This window comes from Peribacillus asahii (assembly GCF_003570725.1).
GTDB classification, from domain to species: domain Bacteria; phylum Bacillota; class Bacilli; order Bacillales; family DSM-1321; genus Peribacillus; species Peribacillus asahii.
This window is the reverse complement of record NZ_QWVS01000013.1, coordinates 96,997-115,332: the sequence shown is the minus strand read 5'-3', so window position 1 is coordinate 115,332 and position 18,336 is coordinate 96,997. Positions and strand designations below refer to the sequence as shown.

Sequence of the window (18,336 nt, the reverse complement as noted above, 5' to 3'; positions counted from 1 at the left end):
AATGAATCGGGGGAGATAAATCATGACTTATAATCAAATACCAAAAGCGCAAGGTCTCTACCGTCCTGAGTTTGAACATGATGCATGTGGAATTGGCTTATATGCTCATTTAAAAGGACAACAGACACATGAGATTGTGAAAAAAGGACTGAATATGCTTTGCCAATTAGATCACCGAGGTGGACAAGGAAGTGACCCGCTTACAGGGGATGGCGCCGGCTTAATGGTGCAAATTCCAGACCGTTATTTCCGACAAGTATGTCCAGAAATGAATCTGCCTGAAAAAGGACGTTACGGGGTTGGAATGCTATTTTTCTCGAACGATGAGGGTGAACAAAAAGAAATTGAAAATCAAGTGAATCAATTAATTGAACAAGAAGGACAAACGGTTCTTGGATGGAGAACAGTGCCTGTTGATCCTAAACACCTTGGAGAAGGTGGAAAAGCAACTTGTCCGACTATTCGTCAAATATTTATTGGTGCAAGCAAAGACATTAAAGAGGAATTAACATTCGAACGTAAATTATATATCATTCGTAAACAAGCAGAGCACTGGGCGGAAGAACGTGAACTACGTTTTTACTTTGCAAGTCTTTCCACTAGAACAATTGTTTATAAAGGATTACTAACACCAGAGCAAGTCGATGCGTTTTATCTAGATTTACAAGATGAGTCTTTTGTTTCAGCGTTTGCTTTAGTACATTCTCGTTTCAGTACAAATACATTCCCAAGCTGGGAAAGAGCACATCCAAACCGCTACCTGATTCATAACGGAGAAATTAACACGTTGCGAGGCAATATTAACTGGATGAAAGCACGTGAGCAGCAGTTTGTATCAGAAGTTTTTGGTGAGGATTTAGCGAAAGTGCTTCCGATTTTAAATAAAGATGGAAGTGATTCTTCTATTTTAGATAATGCTTTAGAATTTTTTGTCCTAGCTGGTCGAAAGCCTGCACATGCCGCTATGATGTTAATTCCAGAGCCATGGTCAGAAAATCCTCATATGCCAAAAGAAAAGAGAGCTTTTTACGAGTATCATAGCTGCTTGATGGAGCCTTGGGATGGTCCAACAGCGATTTCCTTTACAGATGGGAAACAAATTGGGGCGATTTTAGATCGAAATGGTCTACGTCCAGCTCGTTATTATGTAACAAAAGATGATTATATTATTTTCTCTTCAGAAGTCGGTGTAATCGACGTTGAACCTGAGAATGTACTATATAAAGAGCGTTTAAGCCCAGGAAAAATGCTATTAATTGATTTAGAAGAAGGACGCATTATTTCAGACGAAGAGATTAAAAACGAAATGGTAGCGGCTCATCCTTATCAACAATGGTTAGATGAACAACTTGTACAACTGGACAATGAAGTGGGCGAAGAAGAGCCGGTGGAAGATTTGATTGTTCGTCAAAAAGCATTTGGCTACACATATGAAGATGTTCAAAAATATTTGGTTCCTTTTATAACAGAAGGAAAAGACCCGCTGGGATCAATGGGGAACGATACACCACTTGCTGTTTTATCAGATCGTCCGCAATCTCTGTTTAATTACTTTAAACAGTCATTTGCTCAAGTAACGAATCCTCCAATTGATTCGATTCGTGAACAAATTGTGACATCTACTATGACATTCTTAGGAGCGGAAGGGAATTTACTTCACCCAACTGAAGAAAACTGTCATCGAATTCAACTTGAAACGCCTATTTTAACAAATGGTCAGTTAACACAATTAAAAGGGAATGCTTATCCAGAATTTAAAAGTGTCATCATCGATACGTTATTTTCAAAAGATTTGCAATATTCTTTAAATGCTATGTTCCAAAAAGCTAAACAAGCGATTGAAGAAGGCGTAAGTTTGTTAATCCTTTCTGATCGTAATATGAATAAACAAGAAGCAGCCATTCCAGCTTTACTTGCTGTGAGCGCACTGCATCAAGAGTTAATTCGTCAAGGAAATCGCAGTAAAGCGAGCATCATTATCGAAACAGGGGAAGCAAGAGAAGTTCATCATTTTGCAGCACTGATTGGTTATGGGGTGGATGCGATTGTTCCATACCTTGCTTATGCGACATATAAACAAGCTGCTTTAGATGGAAGCTTAACGGTTAGCTATGAAGAAGCAGTTGAGAAATATGTATACGGCGTGACTGAAGGCGTTGTAAAAGTAATGTCTAAAATGGGGATTTCGACAGTACAAAGTTATCGCGGAGCTCAAATTTTTGAAGCTGTTGGAATTGGCTCTGATGTCATCGAACGCTATTTCACTGGAACAGCTTCACAAATCGATGGAATTGGATTAGAGACGATTGCTGAAGAAGCACTGATTCGTCATAACGCAGCTTATATTGATTCATACGATAATACGTTAGAAACTGGAAGTGAATTTCAATGGAGAAAGCATGGTGAGCATCATGCGTTTAATCCAGAAACGATTCATATGCTTCAATGGGCAAGCCGCAATAATGATTATGCGTTATATAAAAAATATTCTCATGCTGCGAATGAAGAGAGAATTGGATTTTTACGTAATCTATTCTCATTTGATTCAACGCGTCCGAAATTAGCGCTTGAAGAAGTGGAATCTGTGGATTCAATTGTTCGCCGCTTTAAATCTGGTGCCATGTCATTTGGGTCACTAAGCCAGGAAGCGCATGAAACATTAGCGATTGCGATGAATCGTTTAGGTGCAAGAAGCAACTGTGGTGAGGGCGGAGAAGATCCAAAACGTTACGCTTTAGATAAGAATGGCGACAATCGTCGAAGTGCAATTAAGCAAATTGCTTCAGGGCGTTTTGGTGTAAAAAGCCACTATTTAGTGAATGCGGATGAGCTGCAAATTAAAATGGCACAAGGTGCAAAACCAGGGGAAGGCGGACAGCTTCCAGGACAAAAAGTATATCCATGGGTAGCGGAAGTACGTGGATCGACACCGGGTGTTGGATTGATTTCTCCACCGCCGCATCACGATATTTATTCGATTGAAGATTTAGCACAATTAATTCATGATTTGAAAAATGCGAATCGTGATGCACGAATTAGCGTTAAGCTTGTATCAAAAGCAGGTGTAGGAACGATTGCAGCGGGTGTTGCAAAAGGTGCTGCAGATGTAATTGTTATTAGTGGATATGACGGCGGTACAGGAGCATCGCCAAAAACAAGTATTAAGCATACAGGGTTACCTTGGGAGCTTGGACTCGCAGAAGCTCATCAAACATTGATGTTAAATGGCTTGCGTGACCGTGTTGTATTAGAGACGGACGGAAAGCTGATGACGGGTAAAGATGTTGTTATGGCTGCTATTCTTGGAGCAGAAGAATTTGGTTTTGCGACAGCACCGCTTGTTGTTTTAGGCTGTGTAATGATGCGTGTATGTCATAAAGATACATGTCCGGTTGGAGTGGCGACACAAAATCCTGAGCTTCGTGCGAAATTCACAGGAAATGCAGATCATGTTGTTAACTATATGCGCTTCGTTGCAGAAGAAGTACGTGAGTTAATGGCGGAACTAGGATTTAGAACAGTAGAGGAAATGGTTGGACGTACAGATGTTTTACAAGTGAGTGAACGTGCTAAAGCACATTGGAAAGCGAAGCATCTAGATTTGTCTACTCTTTTATACCAACCAGAAGGGGCTCGTACATTCCAAACGCCTCAAAATCATAAAATTGATGAATCATTAGATATGAAAGAAATTTTGCCAGCAGTAAAGCCGGCTTTAGATGATCAAATTCCAGTCGATATTACGCTGCCGATTACGAATGTAAATCGTGTTGTAGGAACAATTGTGGGTAGTGAAATTTCTAAACGCTATGGGGAAGAAGGGTTACCTGAAGAAACAATCACTCTTCGTTTTACAGGTTCAGCTGGTCAAAGCTTTGGTGCTTTTATTCCGAATGGTATGTCGCTTCATTTAACAGGTGATGTGAATGACTATCTTGGAAAAGGGTTATCTGGTGGGAAGTTAATTGTTAAGGCACCAGCTGAATCCTCATTTGAAGCGTCTGACAATGTTATTGCAGGAAACGTTGCTTTAATTGGGGCAACGAGTGGTGAAGCTTATATTAATGGGCGTGCAGGTGAGCGTTTTGCTGTTCGAAACAGCGGTGTAAATGTTGTTGTTGAAGGAATTGGAGATCATGGTCTAGAGTATATGACTGGTGGACGTGTCGTGATTCTAGGAGAAGTAGGGAAAAACTTTGGAGCAGGTATGTCTGGTGGAATTGCTTACGTTCTAGCTGATGATCGTGAGGCATTTAAAGCTCTATGCAATCCAGAAATGATTGAATTTGAGTCACTTGAAACAGAGAATGATATTGGTGAAGTATGGGAAATGGTATTAAGTCATTATATTTACACAGGCAGTGCAAAAGCAGCTTATGTTCTTGAAAATTGGGAAGAGCTTGCAGAGAAGTTTGTCAAAATTATTCCGAAAGACTATAAGCGCATGATGAAAAGTATTGAAGAACAAAAGCAAGCGGGTTTAACAGATGAACAAGCGATTATGAGTGCGTTTCAAGCAAATGCTGCACAAGAAAAAAAGGTACCTGTTAAAAAATTAGAAGCAGTTATGCAATAGAAAGGAGAGAGGAATATGGGAAAAGCAACAGGATTTATGGAATATACTCGTCAAAAACCAAAAGAGAGAAATCCTCTCACACGGTTAAATGATTGGAAAGAATATTCAAATTGTTTCTCAGATGATATGTTAAGTCAGCAAGGAGCGCGGTGCATGGACTGCGCCACTCCTTTCTGCCATATGGGAACAGAAATCAATCGGGTGACAACAGGTTGTCCTATTCATAATTTAATTCCTGAATGGAATGACTTAGTGTATCGTGGAAGATGGAAGGAAGCGTTAGATCGTCTTTTAAAAACGAATAATTTTCCTGAGTTTACAGGACGTGTTTGTCCAGCTCCATGTGAAGGGTCTTGTACAGTGGGAATTTCTGACCCTGCAGTTACGATTAAAAGCATTGAGCGAACAATTATTGATAAAGGATTCGAAAATGGTTGGATTACCCCGCGTATTCCAACAAAACGAACAGGGAAAAAAATCGCGATTATCGGTTCGGGTCCTGCAGGGCTTGCAAGTGCTGATCAATTAAATCAAGCCGGACATACAGTAACAGTATATGAGCGTTCAGATCGCGCTGGCGGGCTGTTAACATACGGTATTCCAAACATGAAGTTAGAAAAAGAAGTGGTTGAGCGTAGAATTCGTTTATTGAATCAAGAAGGTATTGATTTTATTACAAACACAGAAGTTGGAAAAGATATCACAGCTAAGGAGCTTCAAGATCAATACGATGCCGTAATTCTTTGTACTGGTGCTCAAAAGCAACGTGATTTAGTAATAGAAGGTAGAGAAGCAAAAGGTATTCATTTAGCAATGGATTACTTAACAACAACAACGAAGAGTTTACTAGACTCTAACTTTGCAGATGGCCAATTCATTGATACAAAAGGTCAAGATGTTATTGTAATTGGAGGAGGGGATACAGGAGCTGACTGTGTAGCTACTGCTCTTCGCCAACAATGCCGCAGTGTGGTTCAATTTGGTAAACATCCTAAATTGCCAACAGCACGTACATCTGACAATATGTGGCCTGCTTATCCAAATGTCTTTACGCTTGAATATGCATATGAAGAGGCTGAAGCGAAGTTTGGAAATGATCCACGTGAATATTCCATTCAAACGAAGAAAATTGTTGCAGATGACAATGGAAATGTGAAAGAGCTTCATACGATTCAAATGGAAAAAGTAAAAGACGAAAACGGCGGATATATTTTCAAGGAAATTCCGGGAACTGAAAAAGTATGGCCAGCACAATTTGTTTTCATTGCTATCGGTTTTGAAGGAACAGAACAGCCCCTTCTTACGCAGTTTGGTGTGGAAACGACAAATCAAAAAGTTGCCGCAGCTTATGGTGAGTATAAAACAAACATTGAAGGTGTTTTTGCTGCAGGTGATGCAAGACGAGGTCAAAGCTTAATCGTTTGGGCAATCAATGAAGGTCGTGAAGTAGCACGTGAAGTAGATCGTTATTTGATGGGAAGTTCAGTTTTACCTTAAATATAAAGTTATCAAAAAACAAAGCACCTTAATTTCAAATAGCGAAATTAAGGTGCTTTTTCTATTATTTATTGTTAGCGGTGAAACCATAAAAACGAAGTCCCTAGCTCAAGAGAAGAGCGTGAGAAGCTTCGTTGGTAAGAAAATTTTATAGATTATTATTTTGATTTTGCTGCCCAATTTCCTTTTCAGCCAAAATTAAGTTTCCTGTTTCTACTGTACGATGCTCTTTAACAGAATCTCCAGGCTCTAAATTGTTTAAATTCGCACGAATCGTTAATTCTGCTTCATTTACAACAGGCTTTTTCTTTTTCTCCATATTTGCCACTCCATTCTTTCATCGATAACTTAAGCAAGACACGTTTACCTAAGTTAGTCTTTACGATTTCAAGAACTTCATACGATAAAAAATTAATGAGCATTCAAATGCTACAAAAGAGACATGCGTGGAGAAATGAACTGAATTAGAAATATGTAGCTAACATTTCTGTTTTACGTGTGATTTACATGTTGGACAAGTGATTTCCTGATCTTGCTTAAACCTAATTTTTCTAAGGTCGATTCTTGTGAACATGAAAAAACCATTATATTTTGCTCCGCATATACAATAGTTTTTATCCTTCACAATGTGTCTTTCATTTGTTTCGTTAATTAATATAGTTGGATAAAACATAACTCTCTCCTCAGTTTGCTAAATTCAGGCAAATTTAAAAGGAGCCAAAAACTCTTAATCTTCAGTTTAATCAAGAATATATCTTGGCAACCCGGCTGCCATGACAACTATTTGTTGCTTTAGGCCCGTGGCTTTGCGTCTTTTACTTTCGTAAAATTTGCCCTTATAGGTATAATAACATACAAAAATAACACTCAAACAAATAAATGTGACAAAAATACTAAATTTAAGAATGGAGAAGAGAAAATGGTTAAAGCATCTAGAGGGATACTATTCTAATTTATTATTTTTTCTCGCAGTAAATCGATTAAGTTCTGTCAAGATAAATAGGATTGAAAAAATAGCCAGAACAGGGAGGAATAGAGGTTGATTGCTATCGATTAGCTTAACGTCAAACGTAAGTTCGAGTAGAGTAATGATTCCTAAAAGAACAAAAAAGATATATGTTATACATTCAAAAAACTTGTACATGTTCAACAGTCCTTTCGAAAGTATATATAAATAATTCGATGATTTTCGTAATTATCCTTTATTCAATAGGAGGAGAGTAACATTATTGTACAATTTAGTGAGAGTGCGCAACTAAGTTCCTATGATTATTTGCATGTCGACAAAAAATGACGAATTCCATATAGTATAGATAGGAAGCAATCGTGTTGCGATGATTGTTTTCTTTTTACTCATTTAGACGATCAATTCCCTTCGAAAGAAATTGATCGTCTTTTTTTATTGCAGATTTAAAGCTTTGATTAGTGAGAGAAAGAAACTATTGTTAAACATAATTAACCCCTGCCTGTTTTTATACATAACGGGCAGGGGTTCTATTTGACTTCTATTTGGAGATCCGTAGTCATCACGTCCTTTTTATTAGTAAGCTTTTTTATTGTATTCATTTAGTTGTTCTGCTGTTAAATGCTTAATAAAGTGGTAAAAATTCACCGACTCCATTCCGTGGTTTTCACAAGCCATTTTATAATATTCATATGCTTCGCGATACATTTCCATTTTGTTTTCCTCCTTTGTTATATAACAACTTATTTTTGTTATTAATAATGTATAACAGTTTTGGAATTCTGTCAATATTATATGTTCTTGTTTTTTTCATTGATACAAAAAATAAACGAACGAGAAACGACAATTGCTGCCGTTTCTCGTTCGTTTACTGTACTGTTTTTGTAGCTGGTTGACTTTTGTTTCCCGCTTCATCCGTTGCTGTTGCGGTGACTGTTGTTCCGGATTTTTGCGGTGCGATTTTGATTGTATATTTCCATGACTTATCCGCTTTCTTGCTTCCGATGACTTTCTGTTTTACTTTTAACTGAACTGTTGCATACGCTTCAGCTTTACCAGAAAGATAGGTGTCATTATCATCAATTGGATTGACAGAAGGTTTATCTTTATATGAAATAATATGTATAAGGGTTAAAGTATAAAATTCGCAAAGAGATACAAAATCAGCATACTAATGATGATGGTCATATTTGTGAGCGTACCAATAAAACGTGTGGTGCTATATTTAAATTCAAGGGCAAATGGTAAAATGGATGATCCAATAGGTAATAGAAGACCGATTAGAATAGTATATTTAAACATTTCATTGAATGGAAGCAGAAAATAGAGAATAAGCCCAAAAAGTAGACCAGTACCATACCGGAAAAGTAGAAATTTTACCATAGGTTTGATGTACAGCTTTTCAAACTTGAAATTTAAATAAAGTCCTAGTAATAAGAAAGACAAAGGCATATTCGCTTTAGATAGAATCGTAGCAAAATCAATGAATGCAGACGGTAAATGTAGATGGCAGTAGTTTAAAATACTAACGATAAAATAAGTCATTAGTGGAATTGATGTACCAAACTTTTTAAGGATGATCTTTGGCTTAAGCGTTAGCCCCTCTTTTGAATAATAACTTCCGATAATGTAAACGATTCCGAATAAGATGAATGCATTTCCAGCATCGAACATCCCAAAATAGGCTAATCCTTCTGCTCCCCAAATGGTTTGAACAAGTGGAAAGGCGAAAATTCCAACATTATAGCCAGGGGCAAGCATTAATAGAGTCCCTTTGAGTTCCTTTTCCTCTTTTCTGAAGATTAGCCAGGCGAGAAAAAGTGAGAGCATTCCATAAATTAACACAATGACTGTGAGTAGCAGCAAGGAAGGCTCGACCTTCACCGTATCAAAAGTAACAATAATGAGAGCGGGGAGAGTAATATTAAAAATAATCCTTCCCATCGCTTCTCCATCTTTCTCTTTTAAAAGATTTAACCGTTTGAAAACATAGCCAACCATGATTAATAGCAGTAAAAATAGAAATTCCTGATTCATACAGTATGACACCTCTAATTATAGAAAAATAGTATATAATTAAAAATACTACTATATCGAGAATAAACCAATCCATCTAGTAACTATTTTCTAAAATTAAGGGTGAAAAGAAGCTTCTAATAACCAATTAGACTGTATAAATAGGCATTAAGACATTCCGTATCTGATACTATGGTACATCAAGAATTATTATAGTGATTGTTAGGTAAATCCCCCAGATTTAATGAATAATTGAGGCACAATAAGTAGTAATTTAGTTAAGAATGACTGTTTAGGGGGAATAGACGTGCAGAGATACAGGCGAAGGAATACAACGGCTTTTACAGTATTGGCTTATTTCACTTTTTTTGCAGGGGTCTTTTTATTCAGTATCGGCCTTTATAATGAAGACAGTTTGCAGTTGAATGAAAAAGGATATTATATTGCTGTGATGATATTAGTGGCAGTAGGTGCAATCTTGACACAAAAAGTAACGAGGGATAATGCTGAAGATAATGAGATAATGGCAGAACAGGAAAGAAGACAAAATCAATCGATGAAGTTAGACGATTAGTAATATAAATGGAGGAATATAAAAGTAAAAATGAAATATCGCAGCCTTAGTGAGCTGCGGTATTTCATTTTATTGAAAATCATAGAACAGCGATGTCCTAGATAATAGGCTGGTTAAAGCTTAGAGCTTGTTAACTCGCGCCGATTTGACGCTTGATGTCATGAAGGATATGCTCTAAAGAAGTAACGACTCCTTTATCATCTTTATACATAATATGTTTTGGTTGAAAATGAACAGGTGAATCTAAACCAGCGGCTGCTGAAATACGGAATAGTCCTTTTCTTAATGTAACAAGAAAATTAACTACACGATACTTCTTCTCATCAATAACAAGAGCTTTTTGCAAATCTGGATCAGTCGTTGCTACTCCAACAGGACAGGCATTGGATTGACATTTTAATGTTTGAATACAGCCAACCGCAATCATAAAACCGCGAGCAATGTTTACTAGGTCTGCTCCCATCGCTAAAGCAATAGCGATTCGGTCAGGAGTAAATAGCTTACCAGAGGCAATAATTTTTACACGATCACGTACACCGTATTTTTCGAGAGTAGATACAACGATAGGGAGAGCAGATTTAATTGGCAGTCCTACACTATCAATTAGTTCTTGATAAGAAGCGCCTGTGCCGCCCTCACCACCATCAATTGTAATAAAGTCAGGTCCTTTACCGGTCTCCTTCATATACTTTGCTAGTTCTTCCACACTATCATTTCCGCCGACAACAATCTTTATGCCAACGGGCTTTCCTGTATGGTCTCGAATTTTTTCAACGAAATCCAGTAAGGAGGCTATATTTCCGAATTGAGGAAAGCGGTTTGGGCTATCAACTGATTTGTATGGCTCTACTTTACGAATCTCAGCGATTTCTGGTGTTACTTTTTCAGCATCGATATGCCCGCCGCGTGTTTTAGCACCTTGGGCTAGTTTAAGTTCAAATGCTTTTATTTGTGGAAGTTCACTTTTTCTTTTTAATTCATCCCAATCTACGTTCCCGTTTTTATCACGTATACCAAACATAGCGGGACCAATCTGCATGATGATATCCACTCCGCCTTTTAAATGGTAGGGCGAGAGTCCACCTTCTCCTGTATTCATCCATGTTCCTTTTGCTAGCCCTAAACCTTCTGATAAGGCAGTGATTGCATGGTGTCCTAATGAACCGTAACTCATTGCAGACATACCAATGAGACCTTTTAAAACAAATGGATGTCTGGTATTTGGTCCAATGACGATTGCGTCATCGTCATGCAATAAATGAGCAGATGACTCCTCATCTTCCCATTTTTCTTCCCTTTGTGAAAGAAGCGGATCTTTTAATAAAATATATCGTTTCGTTAAAACTTTTGTTTCCTTATCCATTTTTATTTCTTCCGATAATTTCGGAAACATATCATTTCGAACAAAAAAACCTTCTTCGTCAAAGTCTCGTTTTGAACCAAAACCGATAACATCTCGATTATATTTGGCGCTTTTGACAATATGTTCGTAGTCATCTCGTGAAAATGGTCTGCCTTCCGTATCACTGTTGAACCAATATTGGCGCATTTCTGGGCCAATCTTTTCAAAAAAATAGCGGACCCGGCCAAGTGCAGGATAATTCCTTAAAATAGCGTGTCGTTTTTGGTTGCGGTCAAATAAGATTAAATAAACTAGAAAAATAACAAGCACTAGAACAATAAGTGCAATTAATGCAAATCCGATGATAATGAGTTGACTTGCGAGATTCATCATATTTTTCCTCCTGAACTGGCTAAATCTATTTGGCGTTAATATGCTCCAAGATGAGTGTAATTATTCAATGGGAGCTCTTTATAGAACCATTATTCTTTAATAAAACCGTATTAAATAATGATTGCGGTCCTATACAGAGTGAGTCGAAAGTTAACAGATTCATCTGATAAAGCTAACATGAAAATAAGCCGAACAGTCATATCCCTTTTATGAATCCCATACGTTAAAACGAGATAGGGAAATAGGAGGGAGAACATGCAATTTTATTACGGTCCACAAATGCCTTTACGTATATTGGATGAAGCTGAATTTTGGAAGCATCAAGAAGAAGAGCACACCGTTGTTATTCGTGAGCTAGTTTCTCATTTGGAATCGAATTTCGTGAATGCCTTAAAGGAATGGGAGAAGGTATTGGGAGAAACACATCAACATGTTGTCCGATATATTGAATCTGTTACCCGTTCAGGGTCGTACGTGTCAGCGCAGCTTTATCAGCAAGTGTTACAGCTCACTTCTTTTTGTTTAAACCAAAGCTTGGAATTTATTAAGCTATGCCAACAAATCAAAAACGAAAGCAAGGCAATTAGTGAAAATCCAACAGCAAAGGTTGTGTTGAATCATATTATCAGAGAATCCGAATATTTTGTTGGAGTCGCCCAGGCCTTACTTTATAGTGAAAATTAATAAGAATGTATGATTTAATAGAGATAAGGAAATGAAAAAGGTGGTGAAATCATTGAGTGTACTTGATGTGATAAAAGGAAGAAGAGAAATCGTCCGCTTTGAAAATAAAGAAATTCCCGCTGAAATTTTAGAACAGGTTGTAGATGCGGGATACTATGCTCCAACAGGGAATAATTTACCTTCAAGAGAATTGATTGTAATAACTAAAAGAGAAGGATTAGACAAGCTATCTGAAACAACACCATTTATGAAATGGTTGAAAGAAGCTACTGCAGCAATCATTATTACGGGAAGACCTGATGAAAGCAAATATTGGTTGCAAGATGCTTCAATCGCCAGTTCTTTTATTTGGCTTACAGCTACAGATTTAGGGTTGGGACTTGCTTTTGGAGCGGTCTATCACTCAGAGGATCAAGAAGAATCCGAAAGACGGGAACGATATGTAAGAGAACTTGTGGGAATCCCTAATAATCGTAGAATTGTGGCTGTTTTGGGCATGGGCTATCCATTGGAAGCGCCTCAAAGAAAAAAACATCAACCACGTGAAAAGATTGTTCATATTGAAAGGTTTTCAAGTGACGAAACGAAAGAGTAGAGGAAGACAATTGTCTTTTTACTGATGAGGGAAAATCTAATTTGACTAAAAGTAAAGAAGAAATTCCCTCATAAATATTATTTCCCCTTTTCCTTCCATACATATAAAAAGTTTATTCTCCAATATCACTCCTTCCTTTGCAAGAAAAGTTCGAGGTGTTTAAGTGTATTGACTACCAAAAAAAGTTCGTCTGAAAAAGAAAGTATTCTGAAGATAAAGCAATTACATTATTTTTAAAGCAGCTTGTAGCTCTATAGAATATTTCTAAAATAAGTCTCACTCTGTCATCACTCGTTCATTTATAAGTAACGAGTTTTTTTATGCATAATGAAAGAAGATGGTTGAACTCTCATATTTTAGCTACATAATTTTTTAGTTGAATAGCCACCATAGGAGGAGATATTTCGAATTTATAATGGAGGAATGGTCTTGAAAGCTTCGGATTTATTTGTGCGCTGTTTAGAAAATGAAGGGGTTCAATATATCTTTGGCATTCCTGGAGAGGAAAATACGGATCTTGTTGATTCTCTTATTGGCTCTGAAATTGACTTTATTTTAGTGCATCACGAACAAGCAGCAGCTTTTATGGCCGATGTATATGGTCGTTTAACTGGAAAGCCAGGTGTTTGTTTGGCTACACTTGGGCCGGGTGCAACCAATTTATTAACAGGAGTAGGAAATGCTTATTTAGATTACTCACCTGTTGTCGCCATTACCGGCCAGGCAGGTCTTGAGCGTATTCATAAGCAATCTCATCAGTATGTGGATATTATTGGTGTGTTTGAAGAAACAACAAAATGGAGTCAACAAATTCACGTGCCGCACACAATACCAGAAATTATTCGTAAAGCATTTAAAACAGCCCTTCTTGATAAACCAGGTGCCGTTCATATTGAGCTTCCGGAAGATGTAGCGCGGATGGATACAGAAGGAGAACCAATTCCTGTTACATCACTACCTATCTCTTGTCCGGCTGAGGAAGAAATCAAAAAGGCAGCAGAATTGATTAACCGTGCTAAACGGCCGATTATTTTAGCTGGAAACGGGGTTATTCGTGATGGAGCAACAGACGCGTTACGCCAGTTCGCCGAAGCGAAAAATATTCCGGTAGTTAATACGTTTATGGCAAAGGGTGTGCTGCCTTCGGATCATCCATTGACCCTATATACGGTTGGCATGCAAGCAAGGGATTATGTGCTTTGTGGCTTTGATCTTGCTGATGTCATTATTACGATAGGCTATGACATTGTCGAATATTTACCGAAATATTGGAATGATGAAGCGATGAACCCGATTGTTCATATTGATAGTTTGCCTGCTGAAGTCGATGCGTATTATCCAGTCCAAGCCGAATTAGTCGGTGATGTTAAAGAAGCGATTGAAGCTTTAAACAGCTATGTTGAAGAAAAAGAACTTTGGTCGGATGTAATACGGCTAAAGAATCAGTTGGTTGAGAAACTGCATGAGTCTGATGAGGTATCCGGCAGTCCTATTATTCCACAAAGAATTCTTGCCGACTTAAAAAAGGCGGAAAAAGGAGAAGCGATTGTTATTTCGGATGTGGGCGCTCATAAACTATGGATTGCTCGTATGTATCAGCCTGAAAATCCAAATCATGTCATTATTTCCAATGGATTTGCCTCAATGGGGATTGCTGTTCCCGGCGCCATTGCTGCAAAATTAGCACAGCCGGATAAACCTGTCATTGCGATTACCGGTGATGGCGGCTTTCTAATGAATGGTGTTGAGCTAGCCACAGCGAAACGTTTAGGTGTGGCGATTGTCATTATTATTTTTCATGACTCTAAATTTGGTTTAATCGAGTGGAAACAACTGAATAAATTTAATCGATCCAATGCTATTCAATTTGAAGATCCGAATTTTATTGAGTTCGCTGAAAGTTTCGGTGCGAAAGGAATTAAGGTGAAACATTCGGATGACTTGCTTCCTGCATTAGAAGAGGCCATTCAGAGCCAAGATATTGTTTTAATCGATGTGGATGTCGATTATTCCGAAAATGTTAAATTATCCAAAACACTTGGCGATTATATTTGTAAATTATAAGAATGAGGTGTGATGAAGGATGAGGCAAAAATGGCAATTATGGATTGGTGGAAAATGGCGCGAAGCGAAAACTTATGAGCCTTTATATAATCCGCATACGAATGAACAATTAACTGAAATTGGACAGGCTGAACCCGCGGATGCCGTAGAAGCGATTGTTGAAGCGCATACGGCTTTTCAGAAATTCCGAGAGTATCCGGCACATCGTCGTGCTAAGATTTTAGCAAGAGCGGCCACGATTATGGAAGAACGTAGTGAAGAATATGCCAAAATCATTTCTTTAGAATCGGCCAAAACGATTCGCAATGCCCGTGAGGAAATTAATCGGACCGTTCAAACGTATCGTTTTGCAGCAGAAGCGGCTAAAAGTAATTATGGAACACAAATTCCAATGGATGCTGCAGAAGGCGGGGAGAAACGTTTTGGTTTTACAACTTGGACGCCAATTGGGGTGGTGACAGCGATTACTCCTTTTAATTTTCCATTCAATCTCGTAGCGCACAAAGTGGGACCAGCTATTGCGGCCGGAAATTCAATTGTGTTAAAACCAGCTGAGCAAACACCGATTAGTTCACTTGTCCTTGCTGAGATTTTTAAAGAGGCGGGGCTTCCAGAAGGGGTATTGAATGTTATTCCTGGGAAAGGCGATGTTTTGAGCGAAGCATTAACGACTCATCCGCATGTGAAAAAAGTGACGTTTACAGGCAGTGTAGAGGTGGGGCATCTGATTCAGCAGCAAGCAGGTTTTCGTAAATTGACACTTGAACTCGGCTCCAATTCCCCTTTTATTATTGATGAAGGGGTAAACATTGATAAAGTCATTGAACGTAGTGTATTAGGGGCTTTTTCTAATAATGGACAAGTGTGTATTTCTATTCAACGAATCTATGTTCATCAATCGCTTTATGAACAATTTTTAGAACGGTTTGTTAGTCGGACAAAGCAACTTGTTGTCGGTTCACCGCTTGATGAGGATACGAATATTACGGCGGTCATTTCAAAAAAATCATTGGACCGTCTGCAAAGTTGGATACATGAGGCCGTACAAGAAGGGGCTACAATTGAATGCGGCGGGAATGTAGAAGGAAATGTATTATATCCAACCGTATTAACGAATGTAAATCGAGACTCCAAAGTGTTTCGTTTTGAAGTATTTGGCCCTGTTGTTTGTGTTTTTCCGTTTGCTACGTTGGATGAGGCGATTAAGGATGCGAATGATTCCCGCTACGGATTAAACTCGGGAGTGATGACGCCAAGTATTGAACGAGCATTTTATGCAGCGGAACGGCTTGAAACGGGTGGAGTTGTTATAAATGATATTCCAACCTATCGAATTGATAATATGCCTTATGGCGGCTGGAAGGACAGCGGTGTTGGTAGAGAAGGGGTTAAATATGCAATGGAGGAAATGATGGAGCAAAAGTTTATCAGTTTTAAAATTGGTGATGAATGAACGTGGTAGTTAGATGAGTACCTGAAAAGGTATTTAAAATGGCCTCGAATAGTGGATTCTTTGGAAAAGAACCATTAATCGAGGCTTCTCTATAGGAAATGTTTCATGAACGTTGGATGACAGAAGAAGAAAAGCTTTTAATTAATTGCTGTAAGTTTCTATGTCCTTCTCGTAGTTTGATCGTTTCTTCGAGAATTTTTTGAAAGCTTTCTAAATCTTTATCTGATGCATTTAATACGGCTTTTGGAATCGTTTCAGCAATTTGTTGTATGGTCAAATCCGGGCTCACAAACAACGACCACCTTCCCACTGATTTGTTGGACATTGTTTTGTCCTTTTTAATACTTTATAGAAAGAACCTGCATTTTCCTGCAAAATGCCCCCTAAATTAATCTACATGTATCGGCAAATTTTTTAAATATTTAAGTAGCAGAAAATGCGGGACGATAATAATGAGCTTTTTCGTTCTCTCTTATGAAGACGAACATGAGCTGCAAGACGAACAGCTCGATGTATCTGATCCGCTGTCGTTATAGCTAGAAGCGGAATCACTGGAGCTTCCAGAGTCTGTAGAGTCGCTGCCAAAAATGTCTTTAAATTCATGCTTCGCATCTTCATCAGCCGCGACATAAGCAAAGTAAGCTGGACTCGCATTGTCGGTCTGTTCGTATCGTTTCTTCCAGTGAAGATTTCCCTCGTTTTGAGCGTCTTTGAATCTTGCTACGAAAAATTCAAAGGTTTGTTCCGCTTCTTGGCTCGTGTTCGTGCGCATATAGGTTTGCTTTAAACTTGTTAGTTTATGAGATGTAAATTCATTCAAGAAAGAAATGCCTTTATCTTCTTTAAAAAATTTTCGCCAAATTTTAAGTGAAATCATGTCTACGGTAAATAGCTGTACATAATAAAAATCAAATAAAGTGCGTTCTGTCGGTTTCCATGTTGGCTGTTTGTGCGAGATATGCTCAATTTTGTGTCCGATAAACGTTTGGCAGAACTGATTGTATTTGTTTGGATCGTCTAACATGAGGTGCCAGAGCTCATCGACTTTATCATGAAACATCTCTACTTGTTTAAAAATAGCGGCTAATACGAAATACCTCTTTAACTCTCGCCAAAGCTCATTTACTTGTCGTTGCGAATAGCGCGGAAATTTCAAGCGAAACGCTGTATTGATCTCTTCCATATATTCTGGATTTAGAGCGACATGTAAGTATTTAATCAAATTTACATGGACTGTTTCTAATTCATGAATCACTAATGTGTCTTCAAAGTTTTGGCGGAATTCTTCTTGATAACGTTCTCGTTTATTCTGCTTCCATCGCTTTTTGATTGCAGAGAACCAGCTCATTTTCTCCCCCCTTTTGTTGGTCCTTTTAGTGAATTATACCATTGATTGATTGTTCATTAATGAGTAGTAAGACCTTCACTTTTAAGACTGAAGGGGAGGAATAACTACCTGAATGATGCAATTGTAAGCTGCATAGGGCTTAACAATTATTATAATCATTTGTTCGCGACCAACTAGGCTATTGATAAACTGATGAACGAGGAAGCCGACCAATTGTACACTCACCGGATGAGCTTCATATTATTTAATCTGGAATAGTAACGTTGATTTTCCTGCTCCATCGTTTAAAGAGAAATGCACTCAGTTCAATCCAAATCCAACTATACAATAATGAAAAAAGGGAGAGTGAAAGAAAGAATAATAAGCTTATAGAGGGCTGAATCGATGGTCCTAATACTGGAAACTGAAAGACGAATAATAGAAGAAGAATTCCGCTAAGCAAGAAGATTGCACTTGCTATTAGGATACTAAGGCGCTTTTTCCATAAATGGAAGGAAAAACTGATACTAATGCCTAGCAACCCAGTGGTAAAAGCAAAGATGATTACTTCACTCGGTTGAATGAGAAATAGCAGAAATATAGTTAATAAATAGCCAAGAAAGCCGTATCGAGCGGATAAAATTGTACTGACAATGACGGGTGCTGTTGCAAAGGGACTAATAAATAAACCAACTACAGGAATAAATCCACCGGCTGATTGAAGAATAGCTGACAATGTACATAATAATGCAGCGGTTGTGATTTTCTTTGACCTAGAGGCTGTTCTATGAAACGTATCGGAAATGCTTTGCGTATGCTTTGTAATCGGTTGAAGTAAAAACATGTAATCC

At 38.1% G+C, this 18,336-nt stretch carries 15 protein-coding genes and 1 riboswitch; of the genes, 7 read left to right on the top strand and 8 right to left on the bottom strand.

The window, feature by feature from the left end; all coding sequences use genetic code 11:
• Positions 1 to 22 precede the first annotated feature (22 nt).
• On the top strand, positions 23 to 4,576 hold the full coding sequence (gene gltB / locus D1953_RS06760; protein WP_119116405.1) for a glutamate synthase large subunit: 4,554 nt from the start codon (positions 23 to 25) through the stop codon (positions 4,574 to 4,576).
• Between the two features lie 15 nt (positions 4,577 to 4,591).
• On the top strand, positions 4,592 to 6,073 hold the full coding sequence (gene gltD, locus D1953_RS06755; protein ID WP_119116404.1) for a glutamate synthase small subunit: 1,482 nt from the start codon (positions 4,592 to 4,594) through the stop codon (positions 6,071 to 6,073).
• Positions 6,074 to 6,221: 148 nt separating this feature from the next.
• Here the strand turns inward: gltD and D1953_RS21170 are convergent, their stop codons facing one another.
• The 4 genes from D1953_RS21170 to D1953_RS06740 all read right to left on the bottom strand — a co-directional run bounded on the left by D1953_RS21170 (position 6,222) and on the right by D1953_RS06740 (position 9,074).
• On the bottom strand, positions 6,222 to 6,392 hold the full coding sequence (locus D1953_RS21170; RefSeq protein WP_182480545.1) for a hypothetical protein: 171 nt from the start codon (positions 6,390 to 6,392) through the stop codon (positions 6,222 to 6,224).
• 436 nt (positions 6,393 to 6,828) lie between these two features.
• A riboswitch (cyclic di-GMP riboswitch) is annotated at positions 6,829 to 6,918 on the bottom strand.
• A gap of 695 nt (positions 6,919 to 7,613) precedes the next feature.
• Positions 7,614 to 7,751 (bottom strand): hypothetical protein, encoded by a 138-nt coding sequence (locus D1953_RS21165; protein ID WP_182480533.1) that lies wholly within the window; start codon positions 7,749 to 7,751, stop codon positions 7,614 to 7,616.
• Between the two features lie 154 nt (positions 7,752 to 7,905).
• Entirely contained in the window at positions 7,906 to 8,154 is a 249-nt protein-coding gene (locus tag D1953_RS22165; protein ID WP_425454257.1) for an Ig-like domain-containing protein, read from the bottom strand.
• A gap of 14 nt (positions 8,155 to 8,168) precedes the next feature.
• Positions 8,169 to 9,074, bottom strand: a complete 906-nt coding sequence (locus D1953_RS06740) for an AEC family transporter (protein ID WP_119116401.1) — start codon at positions 9,072 to 9,074, stop codon at positions 8,169 to 8,171.
• Between the two features lie 286 nt (positions 9,075 to 9,360).
• On the opposite strand from D1953_RS06740, the gene D1953_RS06735 reads away from it, so the two are divergent.
• Positions 9,361 to 9,627 (top strand): YiaA/YiaB family inner membrane protein, encoded by a 267-nt coding sequence (locus D1953_RS06735; RefSeq protein ID WP_119116400.1) that lies wholly within the window; start codon positions 9,361 to 9,363, stop codon positions 9,625 to 9,627.
• A 130-nt stretch (positions 9,628 to 9,757) separates the two neighbouring features.
• Here the strand turns inward: D1953_RS06735 and D1953_RS06730 are convergent, their stop codons facing one another.
• Complete coding sequence (locus D1953_RS06730; RefSeq protein ID WP_119116666.1) at positions 9,758 to 11,359, bottom strand: FMN-binding glutamate synthase family protein; 1,602 nt, start codon at positions 11,357 to 11,359, stop codon at positions 9,758 to 9,760.
• 258 nt (positions 11,360 to 11,617) lie between these two features.
• Here D1953_RS06730 and D1953_RS06725 point away from each other — a divergent pair, with 258 nt between their 5' ends.
• The 4 genes from D1953_RS06725 to D1953_RS06710 all read left to right on the top strand — a co-directional run bounded on the left by D1953_RS06725 (position 11,618) and on the right by D1953_RS06710 (position 16,158).
• Positions 11,618 to 12,046 carry a DUF2935 domain-containing protein gene (locus tag D1953_RS06725; protein WP_119116399.1) on the top strand — a complete coding sequence of 143 codons (429 nt, stop codon included), beginning with the start codon at positions 11,618 to 11,620 and terminating at the stop codon, positions 12,044 to 12,046.
• Between the two features lie 52 nt (positions 12,047 to 12,098).
• On the top strand, positions 12,099 to 12,641 hold the full coding sequence (locus D1953_RS06720; protein WP_119116398.1) for a nitroreductase family protein: 543 nt from the start codon (positions 12,099 to 12,101) through the stop codon (positions 12,639 to 12,641).
• Between the two features lie 429 nt (positions 12,642 to 13,070).
• The gene (locus tag D1953_RS06715; RefSeq protein ID WP_119116397.1) at positions 13,071 to 14,705 is read left to right on the top strand and encodes an acetolactate synthase large subunit; all 1,635 of its coding nucleotides are present in this window, start codon (positions 13,071 to 13,073) and stop codon (positions 14,703 to 14,705) included.
• A gap of 19 nt (positions 14,706 to 14,724) precedes the next feature.
• Entirely contained in the window at positions 14,725 to 16,158 is a 1,434-nt protein-coding gene (locus D1953_RS06710; RefSeq protein WP_119116396.1) for an aldehyde dehydrogenase family protein, read from the top strand.
• A 103-nt stretch (positions 16,159 to 16,261) separates the two neighbouring features.
• On the opposite strand, the gene D1953_RS06705 is transcribed toward D1953_RS06710, so the two are convergent.
• The 3 genes from D1953_RS06705 to D1953_RS06695 all read right to left on the bottom strand — a co-directional run bounded on the left by D1953_RS06705 (position 16,262) and on the right by D1953_RS06695 (position 18,329).
• Positions 16,262 to 16,447, bottom strand: coding sequence for a hypothetical protein (locus D1953_RS06705; protein WP_119116395.1), 186 nt, complete (start codon positions 16,445 to 16,447; stop codon positions 16,262 to 16,264).
• Between the two features lie 183 nt (positions 16,448 to 16,630).
• Positions 16,631 to 17,506 (bottom strand): glycine-rich domain-containing protein, encoded by an 876-nt coding sequence (locus D1953_RS06700; protein ID WP_119116394.1) that lies wholly within the window; start codon positions 17,504 to 17,506, stop codon positions 16,631 to 16,633.
• A 244-nt stretch (positions 17,507 to 17,750) separates the two neighbouring features.
• Positions 17,751 to 18,329 (bottom strand): YybS family protein, encoded by a 579-nt coding sequence (locus D1953_RS06695; protein ID WP_119116393.1) that lies wholly within the window; start codon positions 18,327 to 18,329, stop codon positions 17,751 to 17,753.
• Positions 18,330 to 18,336 lie beyond the last annotated feature (7 nt).

What these genes read in the sequence shown, in the direction of transcription:
- D1953_RS06710 (WP_119116396.1), top strand. Translation starts at nt 14,725, where the DNA reads ATGAGGCAAAAATGGCAATTATGGATTGGTGGAAAATGGCGCGAAGCG.
- D1953_RS06730 (WP_119116666.1), bottom strand. Translation starts at nt 11,359, where the DNA reads ATGAATCTCGCAAGTCAACTCATTATCATCGGATTTGCATTAATTGCA.
- D1953_RS21170 (WP_182480545.1), bottom strand. Translation starts at nt 6,392, where the DNA reads ATGGAGAAAAAGAAAAAGCCTGTTGTAAATGAAGCAGAATTAACGATT.
- gltB (WP_119116405.1), top strand. Translation starts at nt 23, where the DNA reads ATGACTTATAATCAAATACCAAAAGCGCAAGGTCTCTACCGTCCTGAG.
- D1953_RS06740 (WP_119116401.1), bottom strand. Translation starts at nt 9,074, where the DNA reads ATGAATCAGGAATTTCTATTTTTACTGCTATTAATCATGGTTGGCTAT.
- gltD (WP_119116404.1), top strand. Translation starts at nt 4,592, where the DNA reads ATGGGAAAAGCAACAGGATTTATGGAATATACTCGTCAAAAACCAAAA.
- D1953_RS06725 (WP_119116399.1), top strand. Translation starts at nt 11,618, where the DNA reads ATGCAATTTTATTACGGTCCACAAATGCCTTTACGTATATTGGATGAA.
- D1953_RS21165 (WP_182480533.1), bottom strand. Translation starts at nt 7,751, where the DNA reads ATGGAAATGTATCGCGAAGCATATGAATATTATAAAATGGCTTGTGAA.
- D1953_RS06700 (WP_119116394.1), bottom strand. Translation starts at nt 17,506, where the DNA reads ATGAGCTGGTTCTCTGCAATCAAAAAGCGATGGAAGCAGAATAAACGA.
- D1953_RS06695 (WP_119116393.1), bottom strand. Translation starts at nt 18,329, where the DNA reads ATGTTTTTACTTCAACCGATTACAAAGCATACGCAAAGCATTTCCGAT.